Annotated in this window: 14 protein-coding genes; 2 read left to right on the top strand and 12 right to left on the bottom strand. The window is 50.5% G+C overall.

Annotated elements, in window-relative coordinates; all coding sequences use genetic code 11:
- Positions 1–15: 15 nt before the first annotated feature.
- Both E7746_RS03020 and E7746_RS03015 read right to left on the bottom strand, forming a co-directional pair.
- Complete coding sequence (locus E7746_RS03020; RefSeq protein ID WP_123396107.1) at positions 16–1284, bottom strand: adenylosuccinate synthase; 1269 nt, start codon at positions 1282–1284, stop codon at positions 16–18.
- Positions 1285–1332: 48 nt separating this feature from the next.
- Positions 1333–1800 (bottom strand): Fur family transcriptional regulator, encoded by a 468-nt coding sequence (locus E7746_RS03015; RefSeq protein ID WP_136409791.1) that lies wholly within the window; start codon positions 1798–1800, stop codon positions 1333–1335.
- 130 nt (positions 1801–1930) lie between these two features.
- Between E7746_RS03015 and E7746_RS03010 the strand changes: the two genes are divergently transcribed.
- Together E7746_RS03010 and E7746_RS03005 are read left to right on the top strand one after the other, a co-directional pair.
- On the top strand, positions 1931–3307 hold the full coding sequence (locus tag E7746_RS03010; protein ID WP_136409790.1) for a YihY/virulence factor BrkB family protein: 1377 nt from the start codon (positions 1931–1933) through the stop codon (positions 3305–3307).
- A gap of 87 nt (positions 3308–3394) precedes the next feature.
- Positions 3395–3769, top strand: coding sequence for a RidA family protein (locus E7746_RS03005; RefSeq protein WP_123396110.1), 375 nt, complete (start codon positions 3395–3397; stop codon positions 3767–3769).
- A gap of 10 nt (positions 3770–3779) precedes the next feature.
- Here E7746_RS03005 and E7746_RS03000 read toward each other — a convergent pair whose 3' ends face one another.
- The 10 genes from E7746_RS03000 to E7746_RS02955 form a co-directional block, all read right to left on the bottom strand.
- Entirely contained in the window at positions 3780–5066 is a 1287-nt protein-coding gene (locus E7746_RS03000) for a bifunctional folylpolyglutamate synthase/dihydrofolate synthase (protein ID WP_136409789.1), read from the bottom strand.
- A gap of 5 nt (positions 5067–5071) precedes the next feature.
- Positions 5072–5599 (bottom strand): chromate transporter, encoded by a 528-nt coding sequence (locus tag E7746_RS02995; RefSeq protein WP_136409788.1) that lies wholly within the window; start codon positions 5597–5599, stop codon positions 5072–5074.
- The gene (locus E7746_RS02990) at positions 5596–6174 is read right to left on the bottom strand and encodes a chromate transporter (RefSeq protein WP_136409787.1); all 579 of its coding nucleotides are present in this window, start codon (positions 6172–6174) and stop codon (positions 5596–5598) included. The genes E7746_RS02995 and E7746_RS02990 overlap by 4 nt, the downstream gene beginning before the upstream one ends.
- A gap of 181 nt (positions 6175–6355) precedes the next feature.
- The gene (locus E7746_RS02985) at positions 6356–7201 is read right to left on the bottom strand and encodes a GLPGLI family protein (protein WP_136409786.1); all 846 of its coding nucleotides are present in this window, start codon (positions 7199–7201) and stop codon (positions 6356–6358) included.
- Positions 7202–7209: 8 nt separating this feature from the next.
- Entirely contained in the window at positions 7210–7803 is a 594-nt protein-coding gene (locus E7746_RS02980; protein ID WP_136409785.1) for a transposase, read from the bottom strand.
- Positions 7804–7808: 5 nt separating this feature from the next.
- Positions 7809–10466: a carboxypeptidase-like regulatory domain-containing protein gene (locus E7746_RS02975; protein WP_136409784.1), complete on the bottom strand. Its 2658-nt coding sequence runs from the start codon at positions 10464–10466 to the stop codon at positions 7809–7811.
- A 63-nt stretch (positions 10467–10529) separates the two neighbouring features.
- The gene (locus tag E7746_RS02970) at positions 10530–11066 is read right to left on the bottom strand and encodes a GLPGLI family protein (protein ID WP_136409783.1); all 537 of its coding nucleotides are present in this window, start codon (positions 11064–11066) and stop codon (positions 10530–10532) included.
- On the bottom strand, positions 11030–11389 hold the full coding sequence (locus tag E7746_RS02965; RefSeq protein ID WP_136409782.1) for a hypothetical protein: 360 nt from the start codon (positions 11387–11389) through the stop codon (positions 11030–11032). Before E7746_RS02965 ends, E7746_RS02970 begins: the two co-directional genes overlap by 37 nt.
- Positions 11390–11942: 553 nt before the next feature.
- Entirely contained in the window at positions 11943–14621 is a 2679-nt protein-coding gene (locus tag E7746_RS02960) for a 4-alpha-glucanotransferase (RefSeq protein WP_136409781.1), read from the bottom strand.
- 162 nt (positions 14622–14783) lie between these two features.
- Positions 14784–17312: an adenosylcobalamin-dependent ribonucleoside-diphosphate reductase gene (locus E7746_RS02955; protein WP_370640275.1), complete on the bottom strand. Its 2529-nt coding sequence runs from the start codon at positions 17310–17312 to the stop codon at positions 14784–14786.
- Positions 17313–17417: the final 105 nt, after the last annotated feature.

The raw sequence follows: 17417 nt of genomic DNA, 5'->3' as shown, positions 1-17417 counted from the left end.
ATTATAGGGTTTAGGTTAACGTTGGCGAATTATAGTCTGTTCACGGTCGGGACCGATCGACACGATGGTTATAGGTGTTTCAAGCTCCTTCTCCAGGAATGCGATGTAGTCGCTGAACTCCTTGGGGAACTGGCTTTCGTCATGGAACTTTGTCATGTCGGTCTTCCATCCGGGCATGGTGACATAGACGGGCTTGATCTCATCTTCCTCAATCGAGAAGGGGAACTCCTCGACACGCTCGCCGTTGATTTCATAAGCCACGCAGGCCTTGATTTCGTCAAAGTCGTCGAGCACGTCGCTCTTCATCATTATGAGCTGAGTCACACCGTTTATCATTATGGCATACTTCAATGCCACCAGGTCAATCCATCCGCAACGGCGTTCACGGCCGGTGACGGCACCATATTCATGACCGAGGTCGCGAATGCGCTTTCCTGTTTCATCGAAAAGCTCGGTGGGGAACGGACCCGAACCTACGCGGGTGCAGTAGGCCTTGAATATGCCAAACACCTCACCGATGCGGTTGGGAGCCACACCGAGTCCCGAGCAAGCGCCGGCACACACCGTGTTGCTTGAGGTGACAAAGGGATAGCTTCCGAAGTCAACATCGAGCAGAGTGCCCTGAGCACCCTCACAAAGCACCGACTTGCCCTCGCGGAGCATGCGGTTGATGAGATGCTCGCTGTCGACAATGTCGTAGCCCTTTATATATTCGATTGCATCGAGCCACTTGCGCTCAAGCTCGGCAAATTCAGGCTCCTCGCCCATTGCCTTGAGCATCGAGAGGTGACGATTGCGTGCCGCCTCATATTTTGCGTCGAAATTGTGATAAACATCACCAAGACGCAAGCCGTTGCGGCTCACCTTGTCGGTATAGGTGGGACCGATGCCCTTTCCTGTGGTTCCTATTTTGGCACCGCCCTTGGCGCGCTCGTTGGCAGCGTCAAGCAATCGGTGGGTGGGCAGAATCAGATGCACCTTCTTTGACAGCTTCAGGATTTGCTTCAAGGGAATTCCGCTGGCTTCAAGAGCCTCGGCCTCTTCACGGAACAATACCGGGTCAAGCACAACTCCATTGCCTATGATGTTGAGCTGACCATGCTGGAAGATTCCCGACGGAATTGAACGCAATACGTATTTCTTACCCTCAAATTCAAGGGTGTGGCCGGCATTGGGACCTCCCTGAAAACGTGCAACGACATCATAGCGCGGAGTCAGCACATCCACGACTTTGCCTTTTCCCTCATCGCCCCATTGGAGCCCAAGCAGAACGTCAACTTTCATTGTCTTAAATGTTCAAAGTTTCTTATTTAGTTACTTTTTTCTTTACTGTCACTTACCGGCTTCCCTCCTGTTACGACGGGTACACGCGGCGCAGATGCCGTAGACATAGAGGCAAAAGTAGGAGTCGTGGAAGGCCGAATAGCGCCGTGAGTTCATGAACGACACAAGCTCGGGGTCCTTGACCTCCTTGATTTTGCCACACTGCTGGCATATCAGGTGCAGATGATTGACCGTCGCCGAAACCCGCTCATACTGAGCAGGCTGAGCTCCGAATTGATGACGCCTCACGATGCCGCAATCGGTGAGCAGCTCCATCGTGTTGTAGATGGTGGAACGACTCACATGGTAACCGTCGCCCTCTATTGCCGCATACAACGCCTCGATGTCAAAGTGCTTGTTCATCTCGCACACCTTGTCAAGTATTGCATAACGCTCGGGGGTCTTGCGAAGACGCTTCGCCTTCAGATACTCCGTGAGCGTGGCACGCGCGGCTGTCCGTAACTTGTCGTCAATCATTGCAGTGCAAAGATACACCAAACTACGCGGTTAAACAAATTTTATATGTTCAAATGTTTTTCACGGCAAAAGCCGACTTTTCACTCTCATTTTTTGTTACTTTTGTAACGTAAAGCGATTTTATTGATTCATGGCAGAAACCGACAAACGACAAGGCAACCGACTCGCAGTGCGTGCAAAGGCAACCGCCGACCGCGCCATAGCCTTTTGGAAATATTGTTCCGAAGGGGTGTGGAGCGACACGCGGCGCACATGGCAGGTCAACACGATAAAGATTCTCAACCTATCGGTGAGGTCGTTCCTCAACACCGACCTGCAGACCCGTGCATCGTCACTCACCTACAATACCCTGCTTGCCATAGTGCCAGCATTGGCGCTGTTGTTTGCCATAGGCCGCGGTTTCGGCTTCCAGAACCTCATGCAGTCGCAGCTGTTCAACTTCTTTCCCGCCCAGAGGGAGGTGCTGTCGACGGCATTCGGATTTGTCGACCAGTATCTCGCCCAGGCATCCGAGGGCATCTTCGTGGGAGTGGGCCTCGTGTTCCTGTTGTGGACCATGATATCGTTGATGAGCAATATCGAAATGTCGTTTAACCGAGTGTGGGGCATCAACTCCGACCGCTCGCTTGGGCGCAAGATCATCGACTATACGGCCATACTGTTTCTTCTGCCCATACTCATGATATGCCAGAGCGGAGTTTCGCTGCTCATGTCAACTACCATCCTCGACAACATCCACATTCGCTTCATCACTCCGGCACTGAAGATTATACTCGACTGCACGCCGTTTTTCCTAACGTGGATTTCCTACACGGGAATGTATCTGCTCTTCCCCAACACCAAGGTCAAGTTCAAGAACGCCCTGCTGTGCGGATTGCTCGGGGGCACGGCATTCCAGGTGCTTCAGTTCCTGTTTCTCACCGGTCAGCTGTATGTGTCGAAGTACAATGCCATCTACGGTAGCTTCGCATTCCTTCCGTTGTTGCTTATATGGCTTCAGCTTGTGTGGACTATAACCCTTGCCGGAGCTGTACTGTGCTACTCGTCGCAGAACATATTCCAGTTCAACTTCCGTAACGATGTCAACGCCATATCGCTTGACTACAAGCGCAAGATAGCGCTGGTGATAATGACCGTAATCGTGAAGCGATTTGAGAATCAGGAGCCGCCGCTCACCGTAGCTGGATTTGCCGAGCTATATCACATGCCGGCACGACTCATATCGGCACTCATCGACGAAATGACGGGTGCGGGGCTGTTGTCGGTCGTGATGTCAAACGGCGACGAACACGCCTATCAGCCTGCTGTCGACCCTAACATAATAACCTTGGGTTACGTGCTGAAAAAGCTTAACGCTCACGGCTCGTCGGACTTCATACCCTATTTCAAGAACGAATTTGAGGAAATAATCGAGCTGATAGACGACCGTATCGAAAATATGGTCAGCAACACATCCGACATCCTGCTCAAGAATCTAAAAGTCAACATAAAAGGTACTCCGAAATAAAAAATCACCGCCACAGGAGATGGAGTTATGCAAATAAAGTAGTAATTTTGGCATCACGATTAACAACCAACCAAAATCAGAACTACAATGAAGACTCCAATTTCAACCACAGCGGCTCCGGGCGCAATAGGCCCCTACAGCCAGGCCATCGACACAGGTTCATTCGTATTTGCATCGGGACAGATTCCCATCGATCCCGCAACAGGCAATATCGCCGAAGGCATCAAGGCACAGACCCGTCAGTCGCTCGCCAATGTAAAGGCTATACTCAATGAGGCAGGTCTTACTCTCGACAACGTGGTGAAGACTACCGTATTCCTTGCCGACATGAACGACTTCGCCGCAATGAACGAGGTTTACGCCGAAGCATTCAGCGCTCCCTACCCCGCCCGCTCGGCTGTAGCCGTAAGAGAGCTCCCCAAGCAGGTGCTTGTGGAAATCGAAGTGCTTGCCGTGCGCTAACGGCCGGTTGTCACGCTTTGTCGCGCGACGCAAGGAAATCGGCAACGACAAATGTGCTTCCGCCGATAAACACCGTGTCACCCGACGATGCATCTTCCATAGCGGCGGCAAATGCGCCGTCAACACTATCAAAGGCTTCCCCGTGGAGGCCTTTTTCTTTTGCCTTGGCGGCAAGTTCGGCACTCGGTAACGCACGCTGCACCGAAGCCTGCGTGAAATAGTAGCGGGCGTCACGCGGCATCATGTCGAGGATGTGGTCGATGTCCTTGTCGTTGACAAATCCGATTACGAGATGCTTGCGACCGGGAGCGGCATCGAGCTGAGGGGCAATGTATTGCCAGCCGCCTACATTGTGTCCAGTGTCACACACGACCATGGGGTGTGACGAAATCTTCATCCATCGTCCGGCAAGGCCGGTGAGCGAACACACCTCGGCAAATCCGCGGCGCACAGCCTCATCGGGCAGGTCACGGCCGAGCGAACGTAACGCATCAACGGCGGTGAGTATCGTCGAGGTGTTTTTAAGCTGACATTCGCCCGAGAGGGCTCCGAGCAGCTCGCCGCATGGAGTGTCGTGATAGATGATGCCCTGCGGGGTCATGTCGAATGATGCGTAACGCTTCTCGTCGTCGGCGTAACGTATCGGGGCACCTTCGGTGGCGGCTTTCTCGGCAAATACGCGACGCACATCACCCTCCGACTCCCCTATCACCACAGGCACACCGGGCTTTATTATGCCGGCCTTCTCGGCGGCAATCTGCGGCAGCGTGTCGCCGAGGAACTGGGTGTGGTCAAATGATATGTTGGTGATGACACACAGGTCGGGCGAAATGATGTTGGTGCTGTCGAGCCGTCCGCCAAGTCCCACCTCTATGACCGCGATGTCGACATGCTCGGCTGCGAAGTATTCAAACGCCATGACCATTGTCAACTCAAAGAACGACGGCGCTCCGTCGAATCCGAGAGCCTTGTAACGCTCCACAAAGTCGACTACGCGCTCGCGGGGAATCATCGCTCCGTCAACCCTCATGCGCTCGCGAAAGTCGACAAGATGAGGCGAAGTGTAAAGCCCCACCTTGTATCCGGCACTTTGCAGAATAGCCGCCAATGTGTGGGCCGTGGAACCCTTTCCGTTGGTTCCCGCAACATGGATTGAGGGGTAATGACGGTGAGGGTCGCCGAATGCCCGTGCAAGGTTGAGCGATGTGTCAAGACCGGGCTTGTAGGCCGGTGCACCCATGCGCTGAAACATGGGGAGACGCGTATAAAGATAGTCGATGGCTTCGTCGTAGTTCATAATAATCAATATATTACAAGTCCCGCTATTCCGGCAAGGCAGATTATGAATATAGGATGTATCTTGGTGAAATAGACAAGAATGAATGATGCGACACCTATGAGTATGCTCCAGGTGTTGTCGGGGAAGTTCTGACGGTTCATCAGCAACAGCGCAGCCGATGCGATAAGTCCTATGACGACAGGACGCAACCCGGCAAACACTCCCTTGATTATAGCCGACTCCTTGTGACGGCGAATGAAGTGACTTGCATAGAGTACCAGCAGGAACGAGGGCAACATGACGGTGACGGTGGTGACTATCGAGCCAAGCACACTGCCGGTGACAACGTAACCTATATAAGTGGCGCTGTTGATGCCGATAGGACCGGGTGTCATCTGCGAAATAGCCACTATGTCGGTAAACATCTGCTCGGTGATCCATCCCGGTGTCACAACCTCACGCTCTATAAGTGCAAGCATGGCGTAACCGCCGCCGAATCCGAAAAGACCTATCTTGAGATAAGCCCATATAAGTTTAAGGTAGACGCTCATTTTCCATCCTCCTTTCCTTGCTTGTCACGCAACATGCGATGGTGACGCGTAAACCACAGGTAACCGCCCAGTCCACCCAAGACGATGAACACTATAGGATTCCAGCCGATGTAGATGAGCACTGCAACCACGATGGGAATCCACACCGTGCGCCATGATATTTTGGCAGCACGGGCCGATGTGATGACCGGAGCCACGATGAGCGCAACCACACACGGACGAATGCCCATGAATATGCGTGACACTATGGGGTTGTTCTTGATAATGTCGGGGGTCAGGAATATGGCGATGGCCAATATTATGAGAAACGAAGGGAGGATGGTGCCGAGAGCCGCCGTAAGGCTGCCGCGGAATCCGCGTAACTTGTCGCCTATCGACACTGAAATGTTAACTGCAAGTATGCCGGGCATCGACTGCGATATAGCCAGAAGGTCGAGAAACTCCTCCCGGTCAATCCACTTGTTCTTGTCGACCACCTCGCGCTCTATTAATGAAATCATGGCCCATCCGCCGCCGAAGGTGAATGCGCCTATCTTCAGGAACGTGAAGAAAAGTTTCCAATACAACTTATCCATAGAAAGCTATTCATTTCAGCTTGCAAAGGTATAAAAATTTCGCGTTCCTACACACAATTATATCTGATAGGCATCACTGTTACCGATTTTTTTACAGCACGGAGGCTCCACATCAATGGAGCCTCCGCAAAATCACCGTCAAGGCGAACGGTCGTCGTCTACTTATATTTCCTACTGATATTTAATGATAGTCGGTTTCGATAAGGTCGACGACCGAAGCGGGTGCGAAGATTGAGCCTGTAGCGTCACTGCCGTCCTCGTTTTGAACTTTGCCCACAGTGACTCCGGCACCGGCGAATTGGGCGTTGATTTTACCCAACGGATTGTCGAGGAAACTGCGACGCGCCTTTAAGAATTTAATGCGGTCGGTCTTCTCATATTCATTTGCAAGATATACAGGAGTTATGGGCTTGTCGGTTTGCTGAAGACCCGTTGCCACAAAGCTGTATTGGTTGCCGTCGGCAGTCGCCTCCAATATCAGTCCCGGAAGACCGGCAAATTTCCACGGTCCGGCATTTATAGGAATCTCAGGCGTGAACCATGCAGTCCATCGGCGGCCGTGATAATCGACAACAGCCATTATGCACTCATAACCGAGGATATTCTTAGTTGAATCTTCTGCAACTTCCCACTTCATTTCGGCAACAGGCTCTTCATACACGTATTTTTCAAAGCCGGAGTTGTCATAATAAGTATATTTGTCAACCGATTTAACGACATAGTATGAGCCGTCGGAACGAGGTATATCGTCCAATTTTCCTCCGAGAAAGGCATTGCTCGTCATCTCATTCAGTTTTGCTTTCCCTTCAGGCGTAGAGTTGAGCGAATCTACATATTCGGTCATCGGCGAGAAGAATTTTGACTCATCACCATTGGCGAGCAAAATATACTGACTTGTAAGATCATCCTTACCGTTGCGAAGATTGGGATGATGAGCCGTGTAGCTGACCTCGATGTCGGCCTGCGGCTGTGCACTTGCGGCTATTGCCACAAGGCACATAAGCATAGCTGTTACTTTATTAATCATATAAATATTTATTTTAAATTGAAACAATCTTGCTCCCAGCGAGCAACATTATTGTCGATATAATCCATAATATTGTCAAACGCGCGTTGATTCCTTATAATATGTTCATGAAACCGTGATTGCCAGCACGGTAGGGACGCGATACATCGCGTCCGGGCAATGCGAGTTACCGCAGCTTTTAATGAACCTATTATTACCGCCAACCTTGAATTGTGATGATAATCAATTATTGGCTCTCCATGTGCAGGTGGTTTTAGACAGCCGATGGATGGTTTTAGTGGATTTATTGGTTCTGTTGTTTCCGGTATTTCTGCTTTTGCTAATTTTGCTGTTGCGGACGCGATATATCGCGTCCCTACTGTTGCGATGATTAAATGGATGTGGTTGGGCATTATTACATAGTTGGGTATGTTGACTTGGGGATGATGTGCAGGAATGGCTTGTATACATTCTTCGACAATTGCACCTAATGCGGTTTTGTGCATTTCATCATTACTTATCGTTCCAAAGAGATGCTTTTTATCTTTGGCGCATACGGTAACGAAGAATATCCCGTCGTTATAGTCATGCCATTCAGCGCGAAACATGTGACGATCAACCATAATGCTCATTTTCGGAGGGTTATCGAGAATAGGAGCTGACGACCGCGGAGCTGTCGCTGACTCTCAAATGATGAGAGCTGCGAATAGGTTATGTAGTTGTAACTGCGCTTGTTGAGGATGTTGGTGAGCGACGCGGCAAGTTCTATCCTCTTGTTGAACTGATAGATGAGCTTGGTGTCGAGCATAACGACATTCTTGAATGAGTTTTCAGTTATCTCGTTGCGGTAATGCTCGCCGCTTACGGTCCATTGCCATCTGCGGTAGGGAATGAATGTGAGGCTCAGCTCATTTTCCATAGTCGAGAGCCATGACTCGCTCATGCCGTTCATTGTCAGGCGACTGTCGGAATAATCTATGCTATAGTCGAAGCTGAACCAGCGACATGGATTGCCGTTAATTTTGCCGCCAATGCTCCAACCGGTGCTGACCGAGTTGACCGATTGTTGCTGCGAAAACAGCTGCGACTCGTTGCGGCTGAACGACCCGTTCACGTTGCAGCTTCCCCGCATGAAGTCGAGCGTCTTGCCGACACTTCCCATAGCCATGAGCATACGGCTGTCGTTGTCGGCGTCGGCATAGCTGTAGACAACATAGTCGCCATAGAGCTGCTGTGACATCGTGTAGGGAATGTGAGTCCACGACTGCATTACGATTCCGTTGGCAAAGAGTCCGTGACGGGTGTGCTTGTAGCTGACGCTTGCCGACACATTCTGCGACGAAGAGTTGTAAAATTGTTCAGTTCCCGCTTTCAACGTGCGGTAGTTGGTCATTATGAGTCCCGGATGGATAAGATTCATGTTCATAGGCGAGCGACCAAGACCGCCGCTAAACGATCCCGAGAAGCGGTTGTTGGGCTTCCAGTCGAAGCTTAACGACGGCGAGAAATATACCTCATCATGATTGGCGATAGCCTTGTCGAAGGTGTAATGCGCGTAACTTACAGGCAGGTTGAGTGAAATGTTGACACGGCGTACCCAGTATTCAAACTCCGGGTCGGCATATACCGTCATGTAGTTGGTATTGACTACGTTTTCAGTAAGTCCGGGCACCTCCTCAGGAAAGTCGGGCAACTGCGAATCCATAGAACGGAAGTACCCCTTTATGCCGCCTTCAAGACTCAGCGTCACACCCTTTATATTGAATGCGTAAGCCGCACTCTCGTGAGTATAGAAAGCGTGATCGGAGATGTGCTGACTAAATTTATTGCCGGTAGGGACGCGATACTTCGCGTCCGCAGCATCAGGGACCATAGTCAAAGTAAGTGTCTGCGGCAGCGATTCCCATTCGTTGACGCTCTGCAGCGTTACAAGATGGTTTCCTTTGAAGCGTTTTATCATCTTGAAGTTGTTGCTGACATAGTAGTCAGGCAGTTTCGCCGACTGCTCGTTGGGTATCGACCCCGATGTTACGAGGTCGACATCATCCCAGTCTACATTAGTACGTAACGTGTTGTTGATGAAAGCAGTCCGCCGGTTCAACTCATAGATGAACTTGCCGCTGAGCGAGTGAGAGTGTTCGGTGCCACTGCGGTTTTCGGTAATTATGCGGTTTCCATCGTAGGGACGCGATACTTCGCGTCCGCGTTGTCCCACATCGGGTAAGAAGTATGTCGTGGTGTTGGAGGCATCGGCCGTAACGCGGTTGAAGGAGTAGTCGATGTTGACCTTGAACTCGCCGTTTTTCAGTTTCCACAGGCTATTGGTCGACACGAGAAACGAGCGGTTAAACAGTGTACGCTTTTCGCTAAGTGACGGTACGCCCGGCAGGCCTACGCTCACATAACGGCTCAATCCCGAATTGCGACGACCGGCGAAGAAGTCGATGCTTGACGATGAAAGATCCTCGCCCGTGTTGTTGGTGCGGAAGGTGGTTATGTTCTGAAACGATGGCATCACAGCCATTGTGAACAGTTCGCCATCCCAAATCGCTCCATCGGGCTGCCACGAGTAACCGCCGCCGGCATCACCGTGGAAAGTCCATGTGGCCTTGGCCTTGTTTTTCAACTTGAGATTGATAGCCGCCTTGTCGGAAAATGAGATACCTGACAGCACTTGCATAGGCTGATGGTTTTCCATCACCTCGACCGCACCTACATCATCATGACTGATACCGTTGGTAGCGATTCCATATTTACCGCCGAGAAGGTCGGAGCCTTCGATATAGAACTTGTTGATGTCCTCGCCTTGATACTGAATTTTGCCGTTTTTGGCAACATCGATGCCGGGCATACGCTTCAGCACATCGCCTATGGAGCGATCCTGCTGTTGGGCGAAGCTGCCGACATTATAGGTAATCGTATCTCCCTGCTCACGTATGCGGTCGGCTTTTACCGTCACCTCTTTAAGCAATGTAGCTCCCGGCTCCATGTAGACGGTCAAAGGAAATGTCACGCTGTCAAGTGGAATAGACTGCTTGGCGAAACTCATCATGGCAACTTCCAATCGGCAACCATTGACCAACGGCAGCGTCATAGCGAATGCGCCGTCGGCTTTCGACGAGGCAAATTTCTTGATTTTGCCGTCGGCTCCCTTGACAATCACCGACGCCCCTGTCAGCGGTTCATTGCTCTCCTTGTCAATGACTTTTCCTGTCACATTAATCTGCGCCATAGCCGAAAAGGCAACGACAATAAGCAACATATATGTGAAGAATCGTTTTGACATAACTCTATTTTTCCGCAAAATTACAAAAGTGGCTAATTCTGAGCCATACCCAAAAGTGTAATTTTAACGATAGTCAGTTTCCAGGAAATCGTATTCAGTTTGCACGGGGGCATCGGGACCGAAGTCAAGCATACCGCCGGTCGATGCCTTGATTATCGAATTATTGTTATCACGGAAATTTCGCAGGTTGCGCAGCATGTCAAGCCGCCCCATTTTTTCGTAATCTTTGTTATATATCGGGTATATCGACTGACTTGACTGCTCGATACCGTCGGCTGTAAAACGGTGATGACCATTCTCCTCGGCGGCTTCAAGTATAAGCCCGGGCAATCCGCAAAATTTCCAAGGGCCATCCTGAACCGGAATCTCGGGAGAGAACCACGCCGTCCATTTCCGACCGTGGTAATCGGCGGTCGCCATCACGCACTCATAGCCTAATACAGTTTTGGTGCTGTCCTCAACTATATGCCAGTCGATTTCGGAAAAAGGCTCGTCGTAATATCCGAGTTCACCCAGTCCGGCTTGGTCGTAGGTTGTAGAAACAGATTTTGCATAATCTTTCGTTACGTATAACTGAGAGTGATATACCACCCCGTCCATAGACTTTCATCACGATTTTGCACGTATGCTGCCACTGCAGCATCAAACATCTTTTTTTCCTTTGCTCTCCCCGAAGGTGTGGAAAGCAGAGAATCCTTATATTCTGTACTCGGGCAATAGAATTTGCTCTCATTGTGGTTGGCAAGCAGAATGAAAGGCGTGTTTTTCTCTACTATACCATCACTGCCACGCAGGAACTTATTATAGTAATTGTAGCTTACCTTGATTTCAGAACGCGGATAGTCCTGCTTCTTCTTTTTAGCGTTTGCTCCGAGAGCCAAGCAAAGAAGAACCAACATTGTGATAAGTCGGTTTGTTGTCATTGCAATGTGTTTTTCCATCAGCTCAATGGAAAATTAGTTATAAATATAAAACGTGAGCCAACTATGCCATGTCTTGATTTGAAGGTCGTAGGAAACCATTAGCACAGATGTAACAATAGCAGCCCACACTATGAGCGTGAGAACCACTATGCCAATCCTTGTGCTATTTGTCGAATTTCCTACGTTCTCAAATCACAAGATTACGCATAACGCTTCTTATTTTTCAAAAATGTCATGGAGCAGTCAAAAAACTTTCCACCCGCAAATTTAACCAAAATATCTGAGCCAAAAGTTATAATCATTGAAAAATTAGTAACTTTACAACCTAATGTTGTAAAACATCTTACCGATAAGCTTGTAAAGAGATACGGAAGCGGATGGGGTTTCTCGAAGTTGCAACATTGTCTACTCGCTGCGTATACTTTTTAAGAGGCTCATCTTGGTTCTTTGATTTTTGTCGAAATTTAACTCACCCACGAATAGATAAAAAAATAATGGCGACTGCATTGAAGCAATCGCCATTACGTTTATGTGTCACGATGGATGTATCGTATTATCGGCCTACCGACTTAATCTTTGAACGCACATAGTCGTTATAGAGCTGAGCATCAAGAAGCTCCTCGACCGTCATGTGCATTCTGTAACGCCAATAGTGACGCGGATTAGCCGGAATATTAATCAGCTCCTCACGCGGGTCGTTGCGACGCAGATTGCCGTCGATCGACAGCCAGTCCTGAAGCGGGAATATGGCAAGCATCGATGGCGACTGAAGGTTAAGCGTCACTATCTTGTCGCAAATCCACGGCTCGGCATAGTGCGGTGCCGGACCTTGCTCATGGAGCATGTTGTTGTAGAAATGCTGCGTGACTTCACGATTCTCCTCCCACCACTGGCGTATTCCGCCCATGTCGTGGGTCGATGTCGTGCAGACCGACAGATAGGGATAGGTCCACGTGTTACCGAATTCGGCCTTCGGGTCCTTAGGCATACGCTGAATCTCAAGCGAAAGCATCTGCAACGCATTCATCACAGCGGGAACGCAATCGGGAATCATGCCAAGGTCCTCGGCGCAGGTGAGCATCGAAGTGGAGTCAATCAAGGGAGGAAGCTTCCACATAGCTTTTCCATACCAGAAGTCATTGTGACGGTGGTAGTAGAAGTCGTTGTAAAGACGGTTGAAGCACCAGCGCTCATAGTCGGTCAACGAGCGATATATATAGGTGAACTGTGCCGAGATGCGCGGATGATACTTGCCTTTCTCGTAGGGATCCTCGATAAAGAGCACCTCGTCGACAAGACCAAGCAAGGCGTTGCACAGCTTATCGTTTTTCTCACACTTCTCTTCGGTTGCGAAGTAGTTGGCAATCTTGCGCTGAGTGTCAAACTCGGGACGGAGCTTGTAGCGTCCGTAACCAACATCAATCAGGAAGCGACGCTTGGCCTCGTCGGTATATTCGCCGAAGAAGTCATAGAGGAAGTAATCCATTATAAACGGAGTCGTCTGCAAATCGACATCGAGCCAGAAGTCGTAATTGTGACGCAACTCATCGGGTGTATAGGGCAATGCGGGATTGAAGATTCCCAGCAATCCGTGTACAGCATCCATCGGTATTTGCCATATTCGGAAGAACCCAAGCACATGGTCGATGCGGTAGGCGTCGAAGTACTCGGCCATCTTGCGGAAACGTGCCTTCCACCAGGCAAAACCGTCCTTGTTCATCTCCTCCCAGTTGTAGGTCGGGAATCCCCAGTTTTGTCCAAGCACCGAGAAGTCATCGGGCGGAGCACCGGCCTGGCAATCCATGTTGAACAGGCGAGGTGAAATCCATGCATCGGCCGAGTCGCGCGAAATACCGATAGGAATATCGCCCTTGAAGGCCACGCCGTGCTTACCGGCATATTCATGGACGGCACGCATCTGCCTGTCGAGATGATACTGTACATAGTACACGAAGTTTATGTCATCGGCATGCTCATCGACAAATTTCGACACCTTGGCCTCATCATAAACGGCATATTCGCCCCACTTGCCAAATTCAGGGGTGCCGTTCATGTCACGAAGCACGCAGAAAGCGGCATAAGGAGTCAACCAGTAAGCATTAGCCTCGACAAATGCCTTGAACTCGGGCAACTCAAGAGTCTTTGCGCCCTCCTGGCGGAATATCTCGCGCATAAACTCGTTCTTGGCGTTGTTGACACGCTCATAGTCGACTGTGGGAAGCGCGTTAAGTTCAACGGCGAGGTCGTCGTAGTACTTCTGACGGTTCTCGTCGTTAAGGCGTCCAAGCTCGCTAAGACGCATATACATGGGGTGCAACGCAAATGTTGAATTGGCGTTGTAGGGATAGGAGTCGGTCCACGTGTGAGTCATCGTGGTGTCGTTGATAGGCAGAATCTGAAGGAACTTCTGTCCTGTGACAACAGCCCAATCAACCATCTTCTTAAGGTCGAAGAAGTCGCCCACGCCGAAGTCATCCTCACTGCGCACCGAGAACACGGGAATGGCCACACCCGCTCCGCGCCATGCCGGACGGGAATTGATGAAACGCATACCGCCCACAACGAGCGCCGAGCTCTTATGCTCGGGGATTATGTTCATCACTCGATTGTCGCCGTTCTCCCAGGCGAGCAGCTTACGGGTAGTCTTGTCAAGAATCACAAACTTGTAACGGAACGGCAGATGAATCTCCTTATTGGGAAGCGTTATGCTCCATTCAGGGAAATTGCTGTCGTTCATCACCAAGGCGTTTTCGGGATTCCACTCGCCGATAGCCTCGTCGTCGCCGCACAATGCAAGCACCTCACCGGAACCCACCATAGGAGCGTCGACGCGCAATGTCACCGAACCGGGATAGAGCGACTGTGGCTCGTCACGGTCGTCACGACGGTTGATACAGTCGACAAACACCGATGAATAGTAGGGCTTGTCGTAAGGCTGATCCTGCCATCGGTCATAGATTTCGTAACTTTTCACATCGCACCCTGCAACAAACCTGTGGGGGCGTCCCCACTCGTAACGCGTCGAACCGTCGTCGCGTCTTACAATGTAACGATAGTCGAAGTCGCAAGTTTCATCGGCGACATCAATCGACAGCGACCACAATCCCACACCGTCAAGTTCAAGCTTCACGGCACGAGATTCATCACCATCGCCAAGTTCGGGAATATGTCCGACGATGTATACCGATTCGCCCCAATTGGTGCGGTAGTCGATATTGAAATTAAGCTTCATGTTGGTATTATTTTTTGAATTTCAGTCAATCTTTAGAATTCTTTATAATCGCTATAAACAGACTCTGTAAAGTTAGTTACATTATAAATAAAAAACGGCTAATTGACAGGAAATTTTTCCGCCATTAGCCATTTTTTACAATTTATATACTTTTATAATCCTTTATCCGCATTTTGAAGTGCCGCAGGATGTGCATATCAGGCATCCTTCCTGATAAATAAGAGTATCGTTGCCACAGTTGGGACACTTCTGTCCGTTGGCCTTGGTGCCGTTGGGGAGATACTTCTTCAACGCACGCTCAACACCCATCTTCCATGTATTTATCGACTGGCTGTCGAGTTCAAGAGTACCCACAAGCTTCAACACCTGGTCAATAGGCATTCCGTAACGCAACACACCGGAGATAAGCTTGGCATAGTTCCAGTACTCGGGGTTGAACTTGTCGGAAAGTCCCTCGATGGTGGTCTTGTAACCACGCTTGTTTACAAACTGGAAGTCGTAACGCTTGTTGCCCTTATCGTCGATGGCCTTGATAATCTTTCCGTGAGTAACGCTCTTGGGGCAGAAGATTCCGTCCTCGTCGTCGGCAAGACCGGTGAAAATCTCGTAAGGCTCACCGTCGAGCAGTCCCACGAAGGCAATCCACTTCTCCTTGTTGTTCTGGAATCTTACCACATCGGCTTCAAGCTCGATGGGACGCTTGTGAACATGGGCGTCGGTATCCTTGACAGTCGGCTCGGCCTTCTTCTCGACAGCCACAAGCACTCCCGAGCGGGAACCGTCGCGATAGACGGTGCATCCCTTGCATCCCGAGCGCCAAGCCTCGACATAAAGGCGGTTGACAAGCTCCTCGGTAACATCGGAGGGCAGATTTATGGTCACCGAAATAGAGTGATCGACCCACTTCTGCACACGACCCTGCATCTTCACCTTCTCCATCCAGTCTACATCGTTGGAAGTGGCCTTGTAGTAAGGCGAACGGGCCACAAGTGCGTCAAGCTCCTCCTGAGTGTAGGAGTCCTTTCGCTCGATACCGTTGACCTCCATCCACTTGAGGAACTTGGGATGGTAAACGATGTACTCCTCAAATGCGTCACCTGTTTCGTCAACATAATCGATGTGCACTTCAGGGTCATTGGGATTCACCTTGCGACGACGCTTGTAGACAGGCAGGAACACCGGCTCAATACCCGATGTGGTCTGCGTCATCAAGCTCGTGGTTCCGGTGGGGGCGATGGTAAGACAGGCGATATTGCGTCGTCCGTTGGCCACCATTTCGTCATATAGCTCGGGCGATGCCTCACGAAGACGATTGATATAGGGATTGTTTTTCTCACGCTCGGCGTCGTAGACCTCAAATGCGCCACGCTCCTTGGCCATGTTTACCGACGAGCCATAGGCTGCAATTGCAAGGGCCTTGTGTACCTCAACCGAGAAGTCGGTAGCCTCGGGAGTACCGTAACGCAGTCCAAGTGCGGCAATCATGTCGCCCTCGGCTGTTGTTCCCACGCCCGTGCGACGGCCTTTCAATGTCTTTGAGCGAATCTTCTCCCAAAGGTGACGCTCGGTCTGCTTAACCTCGGCGTTTTCGGGGTCGGAGTCGATTTTATCTATAATTTTGTCGATCTTCTCCATCTCAAGGTCGATGATGTCGTCCATCATGCGCTGAGCCTTGGCCACGTGCGTCTTGAAGAGGTCGAAATCAAACGAAGCCTCGGGAGTGAACGGATTGCGCACATAGCTGTAGAGATTTATAGCGAGCAGTCGGCAGCTGTCGTAGGGACACAACGGTATTTCGCCACACGGATTGGTGGAGATGGTGCGGAATCCGAGATCGGCGTAACAGTCGGGCACCGATTCGCGTGTCACGGTATCCCAGAAAAGCACTCCCGGCTCGGCCGATTTCCATGCGTTGTGCACAATCTTACCCCACAACGCGGCAGCCTCTACCTCCTTCTTCACTATAGGCTCGTCGGAGTCAACGGGATATTGCTGAACGTAGGGCTTGTTGTCAACGGCAGCCTGCATGAAGTCATCGTCGATGCGCACCGACACATTGGCACCCGTCACCTTACCTTCAGTCATCTTGGCATCGATGAATGCCTCGCTGTCGGGATGCTTTATGCTTACGGTCATCATCAACGCGCCACGGCGTCCGTCCTGAGCCACCTCGCGGGTAGAGTTGGAGTAACGCTCCATGAAGGGCACCAGTCCCGTAGAGGTCAATGCCGAATTCTTTACCGGCATACCCTTGGGTCGAATGTGGCTGAGGTCGTGCCCCACTCCGCCTCGGCGCTTCATGAGCTGCACCTGCTCCTCGTCGATCTTCATTATGCCGCCGTAGGAGTCGGGGGTGCCGTCAATGCCGATGACAAAGCAGTTACTAAGCGAACCAACCTGATAGTTGTTGCCTATGCCCGACATGGGACTGCCTTGCGGAACGATATACTTAAAGTTGCGAATGAGCTCAAACACTTCGTCCTCGCTCATAGGGTTAGGATAATTGTTCTCCACGCGCGCGATTTCGCGTGCGATGCGACGATGCATGTCGTCGGGCGTTTTCTCGAAGAGATTGCCGAATGAGTCCTTGAGCGCATACTTGGTTACCCAAACGCGAGCAGCAAGTTCATCACCTCCAAAATAGTCCAACGAAGCCTGCTGAGCTTCGTCGTAAGTGTAAATCGTAGCCACTATTCTATGTTTAAATTTTATTAGACAGGTTGGTTATTAAAAAAGATAAGCCTTAAAAATTTTCTACACCGCAAAGATACATAAAAGCATTTCAGTTATCCAAAT

Origin of the sequence: Muribaculum gordoncarteri (assembly GCF_004803695.1) — a bacterium.
In the GTDB taxonomy this organism is placed as follows: domain Bacteria; phylum Bacteroidota; class Bacteroidia; order Bacteroidales; family Muribaculaceae; genus Muribaculum; species Muribaculum gordoncarteri.
Note: the sequence above shows the minus strand (reverse complement) of the source record. Positions and strands in the feature narration are given on the sequence as shown.